Annotated in this window: 12 protein-coding genes and 2 other RNA genes; 5 read left to right on the top strand and 9 right to left on the bottom strand. The window is 60.8% G+C overall.

What is annotated here, in order from left to right:
* Window positions 1-41 precede the first annotated feature (41 nt).
* Both GO007_RS17355 and GO007_RS17350 read left to right on the top strand, forming a co-directional pair.
* Window positions 42-174: non-coding RNA, RtT sRNA (locus GO007_RS17355), on the top strand.
* Between the two features lie 46 nt (window positions 175-220).
* Window positions 221-353: non-coding RNA, RtT sRNA (locus GO007_RS17350), on the top strand.
* Between the two features lie 30 nt (window positions 354-383).
* On the opposite strand, the gene GO007_RS17345 is transcribed toward GO007_RS17350, so the two are convergent.
* A complete protein-coding gene (locus GO007_RS17345; protein ID WP_095102005.1) occupies window positions 384-827 on the bottom strand; it encodes an Lrp/AsnC family transcriptional regulator in 444 nt (147 codons plus the stop codon).
* A 108-nt stretch (window positions 828-935) separates the two neighbouring features.
* Here GO007_RS17345 and GO007_RS17340 point away from each other — a divergent pair, with 108 nt between their 5' ends.
* Window positions 936-1,832, top strand: coding sequence for a DMT family transporter (locus GO007_RS17340; RefSeq protein ID WP_095102004.1), 897 nt, complete (start codon window positions 936-938; stop codon window positions 1,830-1,832).
* 17 nt (window positions 1,833-1,849) lie between these two features.
* Here GO007_RS17340 and narI read toward each other — a convergent pair whose 3' ends face one another.
* The 5 genes from narI to GO007_RS17315 form a co-directional block, all read right to left on the bottom strand.
* Entirely contained in the window at window positions 1,850-2,527 is a 678-nt protein-coding gene (gene narI, locus GO007_RS17335) for a respiratory nitrate reductase subunit gamma (protein WP_095102003.1), read from the bottom strand.
* Window positions 2,527-3,237 (bottom strand): nitrate reductase molybdenum cofactor assembly chaperone, encoded by a 711-nt coding sequence (gene narJ, locus GO007_RS17330; RefSeq protein WP_095102002.1) that lies wholly within the window; start codon window positions 3,235-3,237, stop codon window positions 2,527-2,529. Before narJ ends, narI begins: the two co-directional genes overlap by 1 nt.
* Window positions 3,234-4,772: a nitrate reductase subunit beta gene (gene narH / locus GO007_RS17325; RefSeq protein ID WP_095102000.1), complete on the bottom strand. Its 1,539-nt coding sequence runs from the start codon at window positions 4,770-4,772 to the stop codon at window positions 3,234-3,236. The genes narJ and narH overlap by 4 nt, the downstream gene beginning before the upstream one ends.
* Window positions 4,769-8,512, bottom strand: a complete 3,744-nt coding sequence (locus GO007_RS17320; RefSeq protein ID WP_095101998.1) for a nitrate reductase subunit alpha — start codon at window positions 8,510-8,512, stop codon at window positions 4,769-4,771. The genes narH and GO007_RS17320 overlap by 4 nt, the downstream gene beginning before the upstream one ends.
* Before the next feature lie 379 nt (window positions 8,513-8,891).
* A complete protein-coding gene (locus GO007_RS17315; RefSeq protein WP_095101996.1) occupies window positions 8,892-10,283 on the bottom strand; it encodes a NarK family nitrate/nitrite MFS transporter in 1,392 nt (463 codons plus the stop codon).
* A 311-nt stretch (window positions 10,284-10,594) separates the two neighbouring features.
* On the opposite strand from GO007_RS17315, the gene narX reads away from it, so the two are divergent.
* Window positions 10,595-12,373 carry a nitrate/nitrite two-component system sensor histidine kinase NarX gene (gene narX, locus GO007_RS17310; RefSeq protein ID WP_095101994.1) on the top strand — a complete coding sequence of 593 codons (1,779 nt, stop codon included), beginning with the start codon at window positions 10,595-10,597 and terminating at the stop codon, window positions 12,371-12,373.
* A 9-nt stretch (window positions 12,374-12,382) separates the two neighbouring features.
* Complete coding sequence (gene narL / locus GO007_RS17305) at window positions 12,383-13,033, top strand: two-component system response regulator NarL (RefSeq protein WP_041146087.1); 651 nt, start codon at window positions 12,383-12,385, stop codon at window positions 13,031-13,033.
* Here the strand turns inward: narL and GO007_RS17300 are convergent.
* The 3 genes from GO007_RS17300 to nirB all read right to left on the bottom strand — a co-directional run bounded on the left by GO007_RS17300 (window position 13,030) and on the right by nirB (window position 21,172).
* A complete protein-coding gene (locus GO007_RS17300; protein WP_095101992.1) occupies window positions 13,030-14,406 on the bottom strand; it encodes a YchO/YchP family invasin in 1,377 nt (458 codons plus the stop codon). The two genes, narL and GO007_RS17300, sit on opposite strands and share 4 nt — an antisense overlap.
* 104 nt (window positions 14,407-14,510) lie before the next feature.
* Complete coding sequence (locus GO007_RS17295; RefSeq protein WP_095101990.1) at window positions 14,511-17,111, bottom strand: nitrate reductase; 2,601 nt, start codon at window positions 17,109-17,111, stop codon at window positions 14,511-14,513.
* A complete protein-coding gene (gene nirB, locus GO007_RS17290) occupies window positions 17,111-21,172 on the bottom strand; it encodes a nitrite reductase large subunit NirB (protein ID WP_095101988.1) in 4,062 nt (1,353 codons plus the stop codon). The genes GO007_RS17295 and nirB overlap by 1 nt, the downstream gene beginning before the upstream one ends.
* Window position 21,173: the final 1 nt, after the last annotated feature.

The raw sequence follows: 21,173 nt of genomic DNA, 5'->3' as shown, positions 1-21,173 counted from the left end.
GCCAGATATCTCGTCACTCTCAAATAAACGCCAGCGTTGCACATTCTACCCATGCGGGAAGGATGAGAAGCTTCGACCAAGGTTCGACCCGAGCGTCAGCGAGAGAACGTTGCCGCAGGCAACGGCCCGAAGGGTGAGCAGCTTCAGCTGCGAATAATCCTTCCCCCACCACCATCACTGCCAGATATCTCATCACTCCCAAATAAACGCCAGCGTTGCATATCCTACCCATGCGGGAAGGATGGGAAGCTTCGACCAAGGTTCGACCCGAGCGTCAGCGAGAGAACGTTGCCGCAGGCAACGGCCCGAAGGGTGAGCAGCTTCAGCTGCGAATAATCCTTCCCCCACCACCATCGCTTCCGGATATCTCGTCGCGCTAAAAGCTACATCGGCGGCAGACGGCGCGTCACCGGCGAGCTTTTTACTATTGAGGTGTTGCACTGGGCATGTTCTGCCAGGCCGTCCAGCAGGGTATCAAGCTGCGCAATATCCCGCACCGTCAGGCGCATGACGAAGCAATCCTCCCCCGTAACCTTGTCACATTCGATACATTCCGGCATCGCCTGAATATATTTATTGACCTTCTGCAGTAGCCCCGGCAGGGGCCTGACGCGGACCAGCGCCTGTAGGCCATATCCCAGCGCTGTCAGATTAATCCGGGCGCCATATCCCTGAATCACCCCGCGCTCTTCCAGGCGCTTTACCCGTTCGGCGGTACCTGGCGAGCTCAGCCCCACCCGGGCGCTCAGCACCTTTAGCGATATGCGCGCATCTTCCGCCAGGCAGGCCAGAATGGCGCGGTCGATATTATCAATTAAGTTTTCCACCGTTTTTACCTTATAAATAAAAGCAATACTCGTTTTTCACCTTATATCATGCATATCAACCTGTCATCTGATGAACGACAATAGCGATATGAAAACGGAGGTAGAAAAATGACACATACAGTGACGGGCGTCTGGCAAATGAGCCTGGCGATGATAATTTCGGGTTCGATTGGCGCATTCGTTTTACTCTCCGGTTTGCCGGTTATCGACGTTGTCTTCTGGCGCTGCCTGATTGGCGCGCTGACCCTGGCGGGCTTTATCTACCTCAGCCATCAGCCGTTCAGCCAGCTCACGCGCCTGACGCTGCTGCTGGCGATCCTCGGAGGCGTAGCCCTGGTCATTAACTGGCTGCTGCTTTTTGCCGCTTACGCCCGAATTTCTATTGGCATGGCCACCGTCGTTTATAACACCCAGCCGTTTATGCTGGTATTAATGGGGATGCTGGCAGGTGAGCGGGTTACGCTGATTAAATGGGGATGGCTGACGCTGGCCTTTTTCGGCGTGGTGATCCTGCTGTCCAGCGAGCTGATGCAGGCGCACGGCGGTCAGCTGGCTGCGGGCATTGCACTGGCCCTTGGCGCCGCCTTTTTCTACGCGTTAACGGCGATAATCGCCCGTAAGCTGCGCCCGCTCCCGCCACAGCACATTGCCTTTATTCAGGTCATCGTCGGGACAATTATGCTGCTGCCGCTGGTTCACGCCCCCGCTTTTATCGCGGCGCTCCCCTGGCGACATCTGCTGATTCTGGGCATCGTGCATACCGGCATCATGTACCAGCTGCTCTACAGTGCGATTCAGAAACTGCCGACGCCCGCGATCGGTTCGCTCTCCTTTATCTATCCGATTGTGGCGATCGTTGTCGATTATCTGGTCTTTAATCATGCGCTGGCGCCGGTGCAGCTGGCCGGAGGCGTGCTGATTCTGCTTGCGGCGGCGGGAAATAATCTGGGCTGGGGAGATGGGCTGGCGCTGGGCGACAAAAAACCCCGCCGAAGCGGGGTTTGATACGACCGATAGCGTCATTAGCGACGGGCGCGAACAATCTGATATTTGCGCGTCAGGTACTCTACCGGCGCGCTCCAGATATGCACCAGGCGGGAGAACGGGAACAGCAGGAACATCGTCATCCCCAGCACCAGGTGCAGGCGGAACACAAACGCCACGCCGTCCAGATGCTGTGAAGCGCCGCCGTGGAAGGTCACCACCGACTGCGCCCAGCCGACCAGCTTGAGCATTTCGCTCCCGTCCATATGCTGCGCCGAGAAAGGAATCGTCAGCAGGCCCAGCGCGCACTGAACCAGCAGCAGCGAGAGGATCAGGATATCTGCGCTAGTGGTGGTTGCGCGCACGCGCGGGCTGAACAGACGGCGCTTGAGCAGCAGCACGCCGCCGACCAGACACATCACGCCGCTGGCGCCGCCGGCAATCATCGCCATCTTCTGCTTCACGTCCATCGGCAGGAAGGACTCATACATCCAGTGCGGCGTCAGCATCCCGAGGAAGTGGCCGGCGAAAATACCGAGGATCCCGATATGGAACAGGTTAGACGCCAGGTTCATCCCCTTGCGATCCAGCATCTGGCTGGAAGAGGCCCGCCAGGTGTACTGACCATAGTCGTAACGCAGCCAGCTACCGATCAGAAATACCGAACCGGCAATGTACGGGTAGATGTCAAAGAAGAACATATTCAGGAAGTGCATTATTGCTGTCCTCCGTTAGAGATATCCAAATATTGCGGGGCCACAGCTCCGGCAAAACGACGCTGGTGAGCGGCAATTTCTGATTCGCCGCAGCCTTTATCGGCAAAGAATTTAACCTGCTCTTCTTCCCATACCGCGTCCAGCGCCTGCGGCGTATCGTCGCGGGCTTCATCGGCGATTTTTTCCGCGACTTTCTGGCTATCAACCCGGGTATCCGCCAGCTTCAGCAGCAGTTCGAACAGTACCGCATAACGGCTTTCGCGCTGCTGCAGGCGGGCGCTAAGCAGACCCAGAATCGGCGCCACGTCCTTCAGGCCGGCGATAGCTTCATCTCCCGGCAGCTGCGCCAGATACTCCAGGTACAGCGGCAGGTGGTCAGGAAGCTCACGGCTGTCGAGCTCCAGGCCATGACGCTCATATTGCGCCATCAGATCGACCATCGCCTGACCACGATCGCGGGACTCACCGTGAACATGTTCGAACAGCAGCAGCGACGTCGCCCGTCCGCGGTCAAATAGTTCGCTGTAATCCGACTGGGTATCCAGCACGTCCCGGGCGGTCAAATGGCGCAGGAAGTCGCCCAGCCTGCGGGCATCCTCCGCGGCGAATCTTTCCGATGACGCCAGCGCCTCCAGCATCTCCTGCTGATGCTGCCACAGGGCAGCGTCAGGATACTCAAGCAGGCGCGACACGATCACGAGTTCAATCATGGGTGCGGCTCCGTTTTGCTGGTCACGTCGATAGTGTCGATGCGGCGGCTATTGAACAGATTGAACTGGCTGTCCGAACCGTGGCAACCGTCGCCGAAGGTGAAGCCGCAGCCGCTTTTTTCCGGGAAGGCGTCACGCGCCTGCTCGCGGTGGCTGCTCGGTACCACGAAACGGTCTTCGTAGTTGGCAATCGCCAGGTAGCGATACATCTCCTGCGCCTGGGCTTCGCTCAGACCCACTTCCTCCAGCGCGCGGGTATCCACGACGCCATCAACGCTTTCAGCGCGTTTAAAGTGACGCATCGCCAGCATGCGCTTCAGCGCCAGCAGCACCGGCTGGGTATCGCCTGCGGTCAGCAGGTTTGCCAGGTACTGAACCGGAATACGCAGGCTTTCCACGTCCGGCAGAATACCGTTGCTCCCCAGCTCGCCGGCATCCGCCGCGGACTGAATCGGTGACAGAGGCGGCACGTACCAGACCATCGGCAGCGTGCGGTATTCCGGATGCAGCGGCAGCGCCAGCTTCCAGTCCATCGCCATCTTGTAGACCGGCGACCTCTGGGCGGCGTCGATAACCCCCTGCGGTACGCCGTCTTTCAGCGCCTGCTCGATGACTTTCGGGTCATTCGGATCGAGGAAGACGTCCAGCTGACGCTGGTACAGATCTTTCTCGTTTTCGGTGCTCGCCGCGGTTTCAATCGCATCCGCGTCATACAGCAGTACGCCAAGGTAGCGGATACGGCCGACGCAGGTTTCTGAACACACGGTCGGCTGGCCCGCTTCGATGCGCGGGTAGCAGAAGATGCATTTCTCAGATTTACCGCTCTTCCAGTTGAAGTAGATCTTCTTGTACGGGCAGCCGGTGATACACATCCGCCAGCCGCGGCACTTGTCCTGGTCGATCAGCACGATGCCGTCTTCTTCACGCTTGTAGATAGCGCCGCTCGGACAGGTCGCCACGCACGCCGGGTTGAGACAGTGCTCGCACAGACGCGGCAGATACATCATGAAGGTATTTTCGAACTGGCCGTACATCGCCTTCTGCATGTTCTCGAAGTTCTTATCTTTCGCCAGCTTCTCGAACTCACCGCCCAGATCGTCTTCCCAGTTCGGACCCTTGGTGATTTTAGCCATGCGCTGGCCGGTGATCAGCGAACGCGGACGAGCAATCGGCTGCGCTTTGCTATCAGCCGGCGCGTTATGCAGCGTCTGGTAGTCAAAATCAAACGGCTCGTAGTAGTCGTCGATACCCGGCAGATGCGGGTTAGCGAAGATTTTACCCAGCAGCATCGCGCGGTTGCCCATACGCGGCTGCAGTTTGCCGTTGATCTTACGAACCCAACCGCCCTTCCATTTTTCCTGGTTTTCCCAGTCGGTCGGAAAACCGACGCCCGGCTTGGTTTCAACGTTGTTGAACCACGCGTACTCGGTCCCTTCACGGCTGGTCCAGACGTTTTTACAGGTGACTGAGCAGGTATGACAGCCGATGCATTTATCGAGATTCAGCACCATGCCGACTTGTGAACGAATTTTCATTTTACGCTCTCCTGTACCTGGTCATTGCCTTCGCCATCCAGCCAGTTAATGTTCTTCATCTTACGTACAACCACAAACTCATCGCGGTTCGATCCGACGGTGCCATAGTAGTTAAAGCCGTATGCCAGGTGCGCATAGCCGCCGATCATATGCGTCGGTTTTGGCGTAATGCGGGTCACCGAGTTGTGGATCCCGCCGCGCTGACCGGTAATTTCCGAACCCGGCAGGTTCATGATTCGTTCCTGCGCGTGGTACATCATGGTCATCCCGGCCGGCACGCGCTGGCTCACTACCGCACGCGCGGTCAGGGCGCCGTTGTTGTTGAAGACTTCAATCCAGTCGTTATCTTCAATGCCCATCTCTTTGGCATCCGCTTCGCTCATCCACACGATGGGCCCGCCGCGACCGAGGGTCAGCATCAGCAGGTTGTCGCTGTAGGTCGAGTGAATGCCCCATTTCTGGTGCGGCGTCAGGAAGTTGAGCGCTTTCTCCGGGTTGCCGTTTGATTTCTTACCCATCACCGCTTTCACCGAGCGGGTATCGATCGGCGGACGGTACACCAGCAGGCTTTCACCAAAGTCACGCATCCACTGGTGGTCCTGATAGAGGGACTGACGACCCGAGAGCGTACGCCACGGGATCAGCTCATGAACGTTGGTGTAGCCGGCGTTATAGGAGACGTGCTCATCTTCCAGTCCTGACCAGGTCGGGCTGGAGATAATCTTGCGCGGCTGGGCCTGGATATCGCGGAAGCGAATTTTCTCGTCTTCTTTATTCAGCGCCAGGTGCGCGTGATCGCGACCGGTAAACTCGCTCAGCGCCGCCCAGGCTTTCACCGCCACCTGGCCGTTGGTTTCCGGCGCGAGGGTGAGGATCATCTCAGCCGCGTCAATCGCCGTATCCAGCATCGGCTGGCCTTTCGCCGGGCCATCGGCCTTGGTGTAGTTGAGCTTGCGCAGCAGATCCATCTCGCTCTGGGTGTTCCAGGCAATCCCCTTACCGCCGTTGCCGATTTTCTCCATCAGCGGGCCGATGGAGGTGAAGCGTTCCCAGGTTGCCGGATAGTCACGCTCAACCGGAATAATGTGCGGCGCGGTTTTCCCTGGGATCAGGTCGCATTCGCCCTTTTTCCAGTCCTTCACGTCGAGCGGCTGCGCCAGTTCGGCGGCCGAGTCGTGCTGGATTGGCAGGGTCACAATGTCGGTCTCTTTTCCGAGGTGCCCGACGCAGACTTCGGAGAATTTCTTCGCGATGCCTTTGTAGATCTCCCAGTCGCTTTTCGATTCCCAGGCCGGGTCGACGGCGGCAGAGAGCGGGTGAATAAACGGATGCATATCCGAAGTATTCATGTCGTCTTTTTCGTACCAGGTCGCGGTCGGCAGCACGATGTCGGAGTACAGGCAGGTGCTCGACAGGCGGAAGTCCAGCGTTACCACCAGGTCCAGCTTGCCGTCGAGGCCGTTATCCTGCCATTCCACTTCTTCCGGCTTCACGCCGCCCTGTTTGCCCAGATCCATCCCCTGAATACCGTGCTCGGTACCGAGCAGGTACTTCAGCATATATTCATGACCTTTACCGGAAGAGCCCAGCAGGTTAGAACGCCAGATGAACAGGTTACGCGGGTGGTTTTTACCGTTTTCCGGCTGCTCCGCGGCAAAGCGGATGGAGCCCTCTTTCAGCGCCTTCACGGTGTAGTCAACCGGCGTCATACCGGCTTTCTTCGCCTCTTCGGCGATGCGCAGCGGGTTAGTTCCAAGCTGCGGCGCGGACGGCAGCCAGCCCATACGTTCGGCGCGCACGTTGAAGTCCAGCAGATGGCCGGTGTAGCGGGATTTATCCGCCAGCGGCGACAGCAGCTCCTGCGCGGTTACCGACTCGTAGCGCCACTGGCTGGAGTGGTTATAGAAGTAAGAGGTGCTGTTCATGTGACGTGCCGGACGCTGCCAGTCAAGGGCAAACGCCAGCGGCTGCCAGCCGGTCTGCGGACGCAGCTTTTCCTGACCCACGTAGTGCGCCCAGCCGCCGCCGCTCTGGCCGACGCAGCCGCAGAACACCAGCATGTTGATCAGGCCGCGATAGTTCATATCGAGGTGATACCAGTGGTTCAGACCCGCTCCGACGATGATCATCGAGCGGCCGTGCGTCTTATCGGCGTTATCGGCGAATTCACGGGCGGTACGAATAATGTTTGCCCGGGCAACGCCGGTAATTTTTTCAGCCCACGCCGGCGTGTACGCCTTGACGTCATCATAGCTTTTGGCGCAGTTTTCATCGTCCAGACCGCGCTCCAGGCCGTAGTTGGCCATAGTCAGGTCATAAACGGTGGTCACCAGAGCGGTCGTCCCATCCGCCAGCTGCAGGCGTTTTACCGGCAGCTTATGCAGCAGGATGTTTTCCAGCTCAACGCTGGTGAAGTGTTCGGTGCCTTCGCCGCCAAAGTACGGGAAGCCGACCTGCGCGATCTCATCCTGGCTGCCCAGCAGGCTCAGCTGCAGTTCAGTTTCTTCGCCGGATGTGCCATCGCGCTGTTCAAGGTTCCATTTGCCTTTTTCACCCCAGCGGAAGCCGATTGAACCGTTCGGCGCCACCATCTCACCGTTGGCGTTAATCGCCACGGTTTTCCATTCCGGGTTGTTTTCCTGGCCGAGAGAATCGACCAGATCGGCCGCGCGCAGCATACGGCCCGCCGCGTAGTAGCCGTCGCGCTCTTCCAGCATCACCAGCAGCGGCATGTCGGTGTAGCGACGGACGTAGTCGGTGAAGTACTGGCTCGGCTTGTCGAGATGGAACTCGCGCAGCATAACGTGGCCCATCGCCAGCGCCATCGCCGCATCGGTACCCTGCTTCGGCGCCAGCCACAGGTCGCACAGCTTGGCGATTTCGGCGTAGTCAGGCGTGATGGCAACGGTTTTGGTGCCTTTATAGCGGACTTCGGTAAAGAAGTGGGCGTCCGGGGTACGGGTCTGCGGAACGTTAGAGCCCCAGGCAATAATGTAGCTCGAGTTGTACCAGTCGGCGGACTCCGGTACGTCGGTCTGCTCGCCCCAGGTCTGCGGAGACGCCGGCGGAAGGTCGCAGTACCAGTCGTAGAAGCTCAGGCAGGTGCCGCCAATCAGCGACAGGTAGCGCGCGCCGGAAGCGTAGGAGACCATCGACATCGCCGGGATCGGCGAGAAGCCCGCGACGCGGTCCGGGCCGTAGGTTTTGACGGTATAAACGTTGGACGCGGCAATCAGCTCATTCACTTCCTGCCAGGATGAGCGTACGAAGCCGCCGCGGCCGCGCGCCTGCTTGAAGCTTTTGGCTTTATCAGCATCTTCAATAATCGAAGCCCAGGCCGCAACCGGATCGCTGTGCTGAACCTTAGCCTCACGCCACATTTTCATCAGGCGCTTACGCATCAGCGGATATTTCAGGCGGTTAGCGCTGTACAGGTACCAGGAGTAGCTGGCGCCGCGCGGGCAGCCGCGAGGCTCATGATTGGGCAGATCCGGGCGGGTACGCGGATAGTCCGTCTGCTGGGTTTCCCAGGTGACGAGGCCATTTTTGACATAAATTTTCCAGCTGCATGAGCCGGTGCAGTTTACACCGTGGGTGGAACGCACGATTTTGTCATGCTGCCAACGCTGGCGGTATCCATCCTCCCAGTCCCGGTTGGTGTGTAGAAGCTGGCCGTGCCCATCGGCAAAGGTCTCGCCCTTCTGTTTGAAGTAGCGAAACCGGTCCAGGAATTTACTCATGGGTTTCTCCTGTTTGGAGCCTGACGGCTCTCTGATAAATCGACATTGCTGGATTTGCAGCGAAGGTAACGCTATGAAAGAGGGAGAGAATTGATAACGATCAATGCGAAATGCCTTATAAACATCGCCCAAATCGCCAGATACCACTTTGGTATTAGCTTTTTCTATTTTTTATCTAACTGTTTTATAAGGTTTTTAGTGGAAAAGTACGCCATTCGAAGCACGAGCATTATCCATATAGGTATTAAGGGGTAGACCGGACGACCGGGGACGGTTTTGCTGAATTTCTGCGCGCCGCCGCGCGACGGCAGCGGCAACGATTTGCGGGGTAAAAAAAGGCGCAAATCAGATTGCGCCTTTTGCCGGTAAACCGCGTCGCTTAGGACTTCTGCTTACGTCCGTAAACCAGCCAGGTAATGATTACGCAGGCCACGTAGAACACGAGGAAGACTTTCATCGCCCCCGCCGGAGAGCCGGTCAGATCCAAAGAGATACCGAACGCTTTCGGGATAAAGAAGCCGCCAATCGCACCGATCGCTGAGATAAAGCCCAGCGCCGCCGCCGTATCAGTCGCCGCTTCACGCATCGCCTGCGCTTCGCTACCGCCCTGCGCCTTCACCCGATCGGTGGTCATTTTACGGAAAATAACCGAAATCATCTGGAAGGTAGATGCACTCCCCAGCCCGGCGGTCAGGAACAGCACCATAAACACGCCGAAGAACGCGATAAAGCTACCGCCTTCACCGTGAGTCGGCAGCGTCAGGAACAGCAAGCCGCAGAAGATAGCCATCACCACGAAGTTGACCAGCGTGACGCGGGTCCCGCCCAGACGGTCAGAGATAGCCCCGCCGGTAGAGCGCGCCAGGGCGCCAATAAACGGCCCGAAGAAGGCGTAGTGCAGGATCTGCACGTCCGGGAACTGCGTTTTAGACAGCATCGCAAAGCCGGCGGAGAAGCCGATAAACGAGCCGAAGGTCGCCAGGTACAGCAGCGCCATGATCCACAGATGCGCACGCTTGAGCACCGGCAGCTGCTCGCGCAGCGAGGCTTTCGAGGCCGACAGGTCGTTCATAAAGAACCATGCCGCCAGAGTCAGGACGACAAGGAACGGAACCCAAATCCAGGCCGCGTTTTCGAGATACAGAATTGAACCATCCGGCTGCTCGGTGCCGGTCCCGCCGAAGACGGCGAAAATAGACACAGACACCACCAGCGGCGCAACCAGCTGCATGACGCTGACGCCCATGTTGCCGAGACCGCCGTTAATACCCAGCGCCCCGCCCTGCTTCTGTTTCGGGAAGAAGAAGCTGATGTTCGCCATGCTGGAAGCAAAGTTTGCCCCGGCAAAACCGCACAGCAGGGAGATGATAACGAAGACGCTGAACGGCGTAGAGGTATCCTGCACCGCGAAGCCCAGCCAGACGCAAGGTACGATCATGATCCCGGTACTGAATGCCGTCCAACGGCGGCCGCCGAACAGCGGTACCATGAACGCATAAGGCACGCGCAGCAGCGCGCCAGACAGCGCCGGCAGCGCGGTCAGCATAAATAACTGATCGGTCCTAAACTGAAAGCCGACCTTATTCAGGTTAACGGCCACGGCACTGAACAACATCCAAACGCAAAACGCCAGCAAAAGACACGGCACGGAGATCCACAGGTTGCGGCTGGCGACACGGTGACCGCGCTGCTGCCAAAACTCAGGATCTTCCGGACGCCAGTCGGTGATGACCGAAGTGGTAGTCTTCTCCGGGAGGGAAGATTGACTCATATATACCTCTGATTATTCATATATCCCGCAGATACATTAGGGGTTACAGGCGGCAGTAAGTTGATATAAATCAAAGGAAAAGTTGTCACCAATTGGCTTAAAAAAAAATCATCCTCCGAAGGGGGTAGTTATTTTCGCTTAAAAAAGTGTGGTTTTTCACAAGGCTGCCAGCTTTGACCGATCCCCTCCTGGCAGACCACCTACCACCGACAATTAAGGGGTAATCCTTTATAGGTATGGGTATACTCCATCGGATATCCGAGAATAGGTCCCACTCCCGGATGGTTTGCCGGTCAGGAGCCACTCATTCTATGTTAAAACGTCTTTTTACCCCGCTCACGTTGGTGAATCAACTGGCGCTGATTGTCCTGCTTTCGACGGCCATTGGCGTCACCGGGATCGGCATATCCGCGCGGCTGGTGCACGGCGTCCAGGGCAGCGCGCACGCGATTAACAAAGCGGGCTCGCTGAGAATGCAGAGCTATCGCCTGCTGGCCGCGGTGCCGCTCAACGCGAGCGACAGCAGGCTGATCGACGAAATGACCGCCACCGTATTTAGCAAAGAGCTGCAGGACGCCGCCCTGCGTGACGGCCAGCAAAACCAGCTTAAAGCGCTACAGCACTACTGGCAGCAGGAGCTGGCGCCGGGGATGCGGCATGCGCAAAATCAGGCGACCGTCGCCACCGATGTCGCCAGCTTTGTCGACCGGATAGACCATCTGGTCACCGCCTTTGACCATACGACCGAACAGCGCATCAGGCACGTTGTCTGGATCCAGCGGATCTTAGGCTGCGGCATGGCGCTGCTGTTTCTGTTCACCATCGTCTGGCTGCGGGCGAGGCTGCTACGCCCGTGGAAACAGCTGCTGGAGATGGCCCGCGCGATCAGCCATCGCGACTTTACCCAGCGCGTGCACATCCGCGGACGCGATGAAATGGCCACCCTCGGGATGGCGCTGAACAACATGTCGGAAGAGCTGGCGGAAAGCTATTCCGTGCTCGAGCGGCGGGTGCAGGAAAAAACCGCGGGTCTGGAGCAGAAAAACGAAATCCTCGCTTTTTTGTGGCAGGCCAACCGCCGCCTGCACTCCAGCGCCCCGCTCTGCGAGCGAATCTCGCCGGTGCTCAACGGCCTGCAGGGGCTGACGCTGCTGCGCGATATTGAAGTCAGGGTCTATGACTTCGAAGATGAAGACAACCATCAGGAATTCGCCTGTCATTCAGATTTTCACTGCGATGATAAAGGCTGTTATTTATGTCCGCGCGATCTGCCGCCCCTGCCCGACGGCGGCGCAACGCTGAAGTGGCGGCTGTCTGATGCCCATAACCAGTACGGCATTCTGCTGGCCACCCTGCCGGTGGGCCGCCATCTGAGCCACGATCAGCAGCAGCTGGTGGATACCCTGGTCGAGCAGCTGACCTCGACGCTGGCGCTGGACAGGCATCAGGAGCATCAGCAGCAGCTGATCGTCATGGAGGAGCGCGCCACTATCGCTCGCGAACTGCATGACTCGATTGCCCAGTCGCTCTCCTGCATGAAGATGCAGGTCAGCTGTCTGCAGATGCAGGGAGAGAATTTACCGGAAGAGAGTCGCCAGCTGCTGGGCCAGATTCGTAATGAGCTGAATACCTCCTGGGCGCAGCTGCGCGAGCTGCTGACCACCTTCCGGCTACAGTTAACCGAACCGGGACTGCGTCCGGCGCTGGAAGCGAGCTGCCTGGAATATAGCGCCCATTTCGGCTTTACGGTAAAGCTGGACTACCAGCTGCCGCCGCGTTTCGTCCCCTCGCACCAGGCGATCCATGTGCTGCAAATCGCCCGCGAGGCGCTCAGTAATGCGTTGAAGCACGCCAAAGCGACGGAAGTCACCGTAACCGTGTCGCTGCGGGATAATCAGGTCAGGCTGGCGGTCGCGGATAATGGCCGCGGCGTACCCGACCATGCCGAACGTAGTAACCATTACGGTTTAATTATTATGCGGGATCGCGCCCAGAGTTTGCGCGGAGACTGCCAGGTACGCCGTCGCGAGACGGGCGGTACCGAAGTGGTCGTCACTTTTATCCCGGAAAAATCGTTTTCAATCCAATAGGAGAACCCCATGAGTCAACAGGAACGGGCAACCATCCTTCTCATTGACGATCACCCGATGCTGCGCACCGGCGTTAAACAGCTGGTTAGCATGGCATCCGACATCCAGGTGATCGGCGAAGCCAGTAACGGCGAACAAGGTATTGCGCTGGCGGAGTCGCTGGATCCAGACCTGATCCTGCTGGATCTCAACATGCCGGGCATGAACGGCCTGGAAACCCTCGATAAGCTGCGCGAGAAATCGCTCTCCGGCCGGGTGGTGGTATTCAGCGTCTCCAACCATGAAGAGGACGTGGTCACCGCCTTAAAACGCGGCGCTGACGGCTATCTGCTCAAAGACATGGAGCCGGAAGATCTGCTGAAAGCCCTGCAGCAGGCGGCTGCCGGCGAGATGGTGCTGAGCGAGGCGTTAACGCCGGTGCTGGCGGCCAGCCTGCGCGCCAACCGCGCCACCTCGGACCGCGATATCAGCCAGCTGACCCCGCGCGAGCGCGATATTCTCAAGCTTATCGCCCAGGGCCTGCCGAACAAAATGATCGCGCGCCGTCTTGAGATCACCGAAAGTACCGTCAAGGTACACGTTAAGCATATGCTGAAGAAAATGAAGCTGAAATCGCGCGTCGAAGCCGCGGTCTGGGTACACCAGGAGCGAGTTTTCTAGGGCAGTTCCCGCCAGGATACGCCCTGGGCCGAGAATTTTACCAGCGGCTCGGTCAGCGCCAGTGCGATCTCATTGGAAGAGACGCGCTGACCCGTTTTATCTTCTACCACCACCGACAGATGCCACAGGTTGGTCGCGCCCGGCTCACCGCTCCAGGCCGGCAAAATCACGCTCCAGCCGTCAGGGCTGCTGGCATCCACGGGCGATGTCAAACTCAGCAGCTGCGTATCCCCCTGCCATTTCAGCGATTTAATCCCATGCAGGCTACGAACCTGCAGCTTAAGCTGTACCGTTTCCCCGGACTGCAGATCCCACGGCGGCGTAGCCAGATAGGCCGACAGCGATTTGCGCTGACGATACTCAACCACCGGCAGATTATCGCGCTCCGGGCTGTCGTAGCGGCTGCCGCGCAGGGAGCGGCTGATCGCCACCTCGTCGGCCGCCAGCTGCTGTTTTAACGGCACGCCGAAGCGATAGTTCAGATTCAGCCCGACGTTGTTCTGACTGAGTCCGCTTTCGCCCTGCTTATGCTTTGCCGTAACCGTCACCAGCGGAACCGGGGTGTAGTTGAGCCCCACCGAGACCGCCACCGGATTATGGTAGCCGGTGCCCGAATGGAACAGATCAACGCTGTCGCCGAAATACTGCTCGACGCTGACGCTGGTATTAATATGCTGGTAAAAGGGCAGCCGCGCCTGGGCCGTAACGTCGTAGCCGCTTGCCATGCGCTGCTCCTGGGCCAGGCTCTCACCCTGCTGCCAGCCGCCCAGCGGATGGTAGTAATTAGCCGACAGGCGTATCGACTCTCCCCACGCCTCGGCCCCGATGCTGCCGCGCGCCAGGCTTTCATCCAGCACCTTATCGTAAAATGAGTTATAGCCCAGCAGCCATGTTCCGACCCGCCAGCGCTGCCCCAGGCCGATATTGCCCACCAGGCCGCTATCGCGCTGGGTCACCGCATACTGGTTCCAGGTGAGGAAGTCGCCGTTATCCTGCAGCGGCACAAACCAGCTGCCCTTGCTGCCGGTAAAGCGGCCCTCCTTATCCACCAGCAAATCAACGTTGGCGTTGCCCCACGGCGATAGCCAGCTTTCCAGCTGCTGGCTGACCTCGGTGCCAATCTTGCCGATCGCAAACATCCGCGCCTGCTCGCCGGTAGTAAGACCATTATCGCTCATGCTGGCCTCGCCGAACTTTTTCGCCATTTCGGCAAAATGCTGCGCATCTTCATCAAGCTGGGGAGCGATGCCAAGATCGGGCAGCGTCGTCTGTTTCTCGCTAAAAGCGTTGCTTCCCTGCAGGGCACAAACCGGTGCGCCGGCCAGCAGCAGGAGTACGGGGAGGAGTGGCGTAAGGCGGAATGGCAAAGGCATTAAACGGATGACATAGGCTCGCGAAGGATGGCAACAGAACCTAAGTTTACCGTTTTTTGCCATCGCCCGCAGCCCTTTGGCCAATTTCAGGAATATGCTGAATCTTATGCCTGGGCCTTATTTTCCATTAACAGCGCTTTCAGTTCCGGGATACAGGAGCCGCAGTTGGTGCCGCATTTTAACTTCTCCCCCAGCTCGGCCGGCGTGCGGCAGCCCCCGGCGATAGCGTCGCTAATCGCCCGTTCGCCGACGCTAAAGCAGCTGCAGATGATCCGCCCGCGCGGCGCGACTTCGCCCCCTTTTCTGCCGCTCAGCAGCGCGTGGCGAAGCTCGGCCGTCGGCGGCGGGGAACTAAAGGCCGCGATAATCCATTCGCTTTCCACGACGGGTTCGCGCGCGTCGCTCCACCAGCCCAGCATCAGGGCGCCCTCATGCCACGCCAGCAGATTCCACAGCGCCCCGGCCTGAGCGACTTGTACCTGCCAGCCCTGGCGCTGGCACCAGTCGGTAAGCCAGGCGCGCGGGCTTTTATCCCCGGCCAGAGAAAGGTGCGTTACCCCCACCGCCGCCCGCCGCCGCCAGTGGAGCCATTCCGGTAGCGGAACCGGCTGACGACAGAACAGCTCGCCGTGCCATGCCGGAAGCCAGGCGGCGATCGCCACCGCCACCTGCTTGCTTTCCGGCTGGCCGGAGTGCGGGTCGGTCACCGCGGCCAGCAGATTATTCACCCGTCCCTGGCGGGCAAACTGATTATTCCAGTGCATCGGCACAAACAGCGAGCCGCAGCGCTGCCCGTCGCTGATAAGCACTTTGGCGACCATGACGCCATTGCGCGACCAGATCCGCGCCAGCTCGCCGTTCTGCAGCTGCCAGCGCCGGGCATCCGCCGGAGCCACCTCCACCACCGGTTCGGCAATATGCTGCATCAGACGCGGCACGGTTCCGGTGCGGGTCATGGTGTGCCACTGATCGCGGATGCGCCCGCTGTTGAGGATCAGCGGATAGAAGGCGTCGGTTTCGGCGCGGGTGCCCTGCGGCGTCACCGGCACCATGCGCAGCTTGCCATCGCGGTGCCAGCCCTGGTGCAGGTTCAGCGCGGCTCCGCTGCGGCTGACCGGCCAGCATACCGGCGCCAGGCCGTCCCACTCCTCGCGGCTAAGGCTGGCCAGCCCGCCGATATCAAACGCCCGCTGGCCGTCATTCTCGAACCCTGAAAGCGCGGCGTGTTCGCTGAAGACGTCGTGCGCATGCTGCCAGCAAAAGGCTTCGCCAAAGCCCAGCTCAGCCGCGACGCGGGAGATGATCCACCAGTCGGCCCTCGCCTCGCCCGGCGGCGGCAGAAAGCTGCGCTGGCGGGAGATACGGCGCTCCGAGTTGGTGACGGTGCCGTTCTTTTCGCCCCACGCCAGCGCCGGAAAACGGATATGGGCAAAGCGGCCGGTATCGGTGTCAGCGGCAACGTCGGAGACGATAACCAGCGGACAGGCGGCCAGCGCCTGGCTCACCGCGTGGCTATCCGGCAGCGAAACCACCGGGTTGGTGCCCATGATCCATACCGCTTTCACCTCCCCGCGCCCGATGGCGGCAAACAGATCGACCGCCGTCAGCCCCGGCGTCTGCGCCAGCCGTTCGGTACCCCAGAAGCGCGAGAGGCGATGTAAATCCTGCGCTTCGAAGTTCATATGCGCCGCCAGCATGGTTGCCAGCCCGCCCACTTCGCGACCGCCCATCGCATTTGGCTGTCCGGTCAGCGAAAACGGCCCGCATCCGCAGCGGCCATATTTACCGCTCGCCAGGTGAACATTAATAATGGCGTTGCACTTATCGCTGCCGCTGGCCGACTGGTTAATCCCCATGGTGTAGAGGGTGACGGCGCGCGGCGCGGCGATAAAGTCACGATAGAAATCGGCAACCTGCTGCGGCTCAAGGCCGCAGAATTCGGCGACGGTTGCCACATCCCACTCCTGCGCCGCCGCCAGCGCCTGCTGCTGATCGCTAAAATGGCCGGCCAGCGGCCCGGCGCCGGCAATGGCGTTCAGCAGGCCGACAAACAGACCGCCGTCGCTGCCGGGCGCCAGCGCCAGGTGCACATCGGCGATATCGCAGGTGGCGGTGCGTCGAGGATCGATAACCACCACCCGCAGCTGCGGGTTGTCGCGCTTTGCCTGCGCCAGACGTTGATAAAGCACCGGATGCGCCCAGGCGGCATTCGAGCCCACCAGCACCACCAGATCGCTGTTCTCAACGTCTTCGTAGCTGCACGGAACCACGTCGGCGCCAAAGGCCCGCTTGTAGCCCGTCACCGCCGAGGACATACACAGCCGCGAGTTGGTATCGATATTGGCCGCGCCGATAAAGCCCTTCATCAGCTTGTTGGCGGCGTAATAGTCCTCGGTCAGCAGCTGGCCTGAGGCATAGAACGCCACCGCCTGCGGACCGTAGCGGTCGATGATCTCCCGCAGCCGTGAACCGGCGGCGGCCAGCGCCTGCGGCCACCCGACGGGTTTATCATCCAGCTCCGGCGTCAGCAGCCGTCCGGCCAGGGCGGTGGTTTCCCCGAGCGCCGCGCCCTTTACGCACAGGCGTCCGAGGTTAGCCGGATGTTCGGCATCGCCCCGCACGCTGACCTGGCCCCCGGCATCGACTTCAGCCAGCACGCCGCAGCCCACTCCGCAATAGGGGCAGGTAGTTCGCGTCTCCGCCATCAGGAAGCCTCCGCCCGCGCCAGCAGAACCTGGTTGCCCACCCACACTTTACCGTTCTCAACTTTTACCGGCCAGGCGCGTACCGCCTGCTCGCCGCCATCGCAGGCGCGGCCGTCGCGCAGGCGAATACGCTGTTTGTAAAGCGGGGAGATAACGATCGGCTCTCCTCCGGCGTCGCCGAGGATCCCCCGCGACAGCACGTTGGCGTCGCTGCCCGGCTCAAGGTTATCGAGCGCGTAAATCTGCTCGCCAAAGCGGAACAGCGCGATCTGCCGCTCGCCGAGCCGCGCGCCGATCCCGGCCTCGGCGGGGATCGCTTCGAGATCGCAAATCGCCTGCCACGGGCGGGCCGAAGGCGCGCCTTCGTGCAGCACGGGCGCCGTCACCGGCTGCGGCTGGCCGCGGAGCGACCGGCGCTGCACCGCGTCATCCGGCTGCTCGCTGTTGACGTAAGAGCGGAACAGCTCCAGTCGCTGCGGATCGTTAAGGGTGGTTTGCCACTCGCACTGATAGCTCTCCACCACCCGCGCCATCTCCTGCTCCAGCTCCTCGCCGATCCCGAGGCTATCCTCGAGGATCACCTCGCGCAGATAGCCGATGCCGCCCTCAAGGTTATCCAGCCAGGTGCTGGTGCGCTGCAGGCGATCGGCGGTGCGGATATAGAACATCAGCAGGCGGTCGACGGTGCGGATCAGCATCGCGTCGTCGATATCGCTGGCAAACAGATCCGCATGGCGCGGCTTCATGCCGCCGTTGCCGCAGACGTAAAGATTCCAGCCCTTCTCGGTAGCGATCACCCCAATATCTTTGCCCTGCGCCTCGGCGCACTCCCGCGTACAGCCGGAGACCGCCATTTTGATCTTATGCGGCGCGCGCAGGCCCTTGTAGCGATGCTCCAGCGTCACCGCCAGGCCGGTCGAATCCTGCACGCCGTAGCGACACCAGGTGGAGCCGACGCAGGACTTCACCGTGCGCAAGGATTTCCCGTAGGCGTGGCCGGTTTCAAACCCGGCCTCCGCCAGTTCGCGCCAGATAGCCGGCAGCTCCTCCAGGCGGGCGCCGAAGAGATCGATACGCTGGCCGCCGGTAATTTTGCTGTACAGCTGATAGCGTTTGGCAATCTGCCCAATGGCAATCAGGCCATCCGGCGTCACCTCTCCGGCCGCCATCCGCGGAACCACCGAATAGGTGCCGTCCTTCTGGATGTTGGCGAAGTAGCGGTCGTTGGTATCCTGCAGCGGCAAATGCGCCGGCTTCAGCAGATATTCGTTCCAGCAGGAAGCCAGCACCGAGGCCACCAGCGGTTTACAGATTTCGCAGCCGTGCCCCTGTCCGTAGCGGGCAATCAGCTGTTCAAAGGTGCGAATGTGGTTCACGCGCACCAGGTGATAAATCTCCTGCCGCGACCACGGGAAGTGCTCGCAGATATCTTTTTTGACCTCGACGCCCTGGGCGGAGAGCTGATACTCCATCACCTGCTTGACCAGCGCGCTACAGCCGCCGCAGCCGGTAGCGGCTTTGGTACAGCTTTTGATCGCCGCCATGTCGCCCGCGCCGCCGCTGACCGCCTGGCAAATATCGCCTTTGCTGACGTTGTGGCAGGAGCAGATTTGCGCGCTGTCCGGCAGCGCCGCTACGCCGAGCGCTTTCGGTGCGCTCCCTTCGAGAGCGGGCAGGATCAGGCTTTCCGGGCGCGCCGGCAGCGCCATGTCGTTGAGCATCATCTGCAGCAGCGTGGAGTAATCGCTGGCGTCGCCGACCAGCACGCCGCCAAGCAGCGTTTTGCCATCTTTGCTGACGACGATTTTTTTATAGATCTGCTCCGGCCCGTGGGTCCACTGATAGCTCTGGCTACCGGGCGTGCGCCCCTGAGCGTCGCCGAAGGAGGCGACGTCGATGCCCAGCAGCTTGAGCTTAGTGCTCATGTCCGCCCCGCTGAAGCGCGCCTCCTCTCCGGCGAGGTTCGCCGCCGCCGTTCTCGCCATCTGATAGCCCGGTGCCACCAGTCCGTAAATTTTATTCTCCCACAGGGCGCACTCGCCGATAGCCAGCACGTCCGGGTCGGAGGTACGGCAGCGATCGTCGATGCAGATACCGCCCCGCTCACCTACCGCCAGCCCGCCGCTGCGCGCCAGCGCATCCTGCGGGCGGATGCCGGCGGAGAACACCACCATATCGGTACCGAGCGAGCCGCCGTCGGCGAAATTAAGCGTCAGCCCCCCGGCATCGCGCACGATGGCCTGGGTCGCTTTGCTGGTATGCACTCCGACGCCAATATCGCTAATTTTCTCCCGCAGCATCGCCGCCCCCGGGCCGTCCAGCTGCACCGCCATCAGGTTCGGCGCAAACTCCACCACGTGGGTTTCCAGCCCCAGCTGCTTGAGCGCATTGGCGGCCTCCAGCCCCAGCAGGCCGCCGCCAATCACCACTCCGCGCTTCGCCCCGCTGGCGCTGGCGGCGATCCGGTCGAGATCGTCCAGCGTGCGGTAGACGAAGCAGCCGTCAAGATCGTGGCCCGGTACCGGCGGGACGAAGGGGTAAGAGCCGGTAGCCAGCACCAGCTTGTCCCAGTGGGTTTCGTGGCCGCGGGCATCGCGAACCACCCGCGCCTCGCGGTCAATGGCGGCAACCGGCTCGCTCAGGCGCAGCTCGATCCCGTGATCGGTAAAGAAGTCCCCCGCCACCAGCGACAGCGATTCTGCGCTGCGGCCGGCGAAATATTCCGACAGATGCACCCGGTCATAGGCGGCGTAGCGCTCTTCGCAAAACACCACGATACGATACTGTTGATGCAGGTTCCGGCTGACGCATTGCTCAAGAAAGTGGTGGCCGACCATGCCGTGTCCGATCAGCACCAAAACAGGTTTTGTCATAGTGATTTGTCCTGCAGCGCGCGGCTGCGTTGAAGAAGGATCAAAAAGCCATTCCGGCGGCGCGCTGGTTCCCAGCTGTGCCGTCAGCGGCGCCGCGTTCGCGCAGTCGCCGAGCAATAAAACGCCGCGCAGCTTGCCGTCTCTCAGCAGCAGCCGGCGGTAGTGTTGGGCCAGCGGATCCCAGCTGGTCCACTGCTCATCCCGCTCCTCGGCCCGCAGCTCGCCGGCGCTGAACAGCTCAATACCGGTCACCTTCAGGCGGGTCCCGCTGTCCTGCCAGCTAAAGTCCGCCTCCGGCGTTGCGCACAGCCTCGCGGCCAGCACTTCGGCCTGGCGCAGGCAGGGCGCCACCAGCCCCCAGGTGCGGCCGTCTATTTCACAACATTCGCCAATCGCGCTGACGCCCGGCAGCGCGGTAGCCATCTGGCGATCGACGACAATTCCGCGCCGGCAGTCGAGGCCGCTGCGCTGCGCCAGCTGAATATTGGGACGGACGCCGGTTGCCAGCACCACGCGGCTGGCGGCAAAGGTTCTGCCGTCCTCCAGCACCACGTCGCGCTCGCCAATAGCCGCGATACGACACGCCGTCACGCAGCCAATTCCCCGCGCCTCCAGCTGGCTCTGCAGCTGCTGGCCGGCAAACCGATCGGTTTGCTGCTCCATCAGCCACTCGCCGCGGTGCAGTAAAGTGACCTCATCACCAGAACGACGCAGGGCGGCGGCGGCCTCAACGCCCAGCACGCCGCCGCCAATCACCACCGCCGGGCCGCCGGTCGCCAGAATGCCCTCGACGTCGGCAAGCGTGCGAAAGGCGTAAACGTGCGGCAGCCCGGCGCCCGCCAGCGGCGGAATCACTGCCTGCGAGCCGGTGGCGAAAATCAGCTCATCCCAGCGCAGCTCGCCCCGGGTGGTGCGCAGGGTTTGCGCCCGCACGTCGACGGCCTCAACCGTCTCCCCGGTCCGTACCGTCACGTCGTGCTGCTGATACCACTGCGCGGGCAGCAGCAGCGTCTGGGCCAGCGTTTTCTCCCCCCCGAGCACCGGCGACAGCTGGATGCGGTTATAGGCCTGGCAAGGTTCATCCCCGATAATCGTGATGTGAAACGCGCCGTCCGCCCGCGCCGCCAGCGTTTCCGCTAATCGGGTGGCCGCCATCCCGTTGCCGATAATCACCAGTTGCCGCTTCATC

The organism is Klebsiella sp. 10-1 (assembly GCF_009758445.1).
GTDB lineage: Bacteria > Pseudomonadota > Gammaproteobacteria > Enterobacterales > Enterobacteriaceae > Klebsiella > Klebsiella scottii.
The sequence above is the reverse complement of the archived record's forward strand: the minus strand, read 5'-3'. Positions and strand labels throughout refer to the sequence as shown.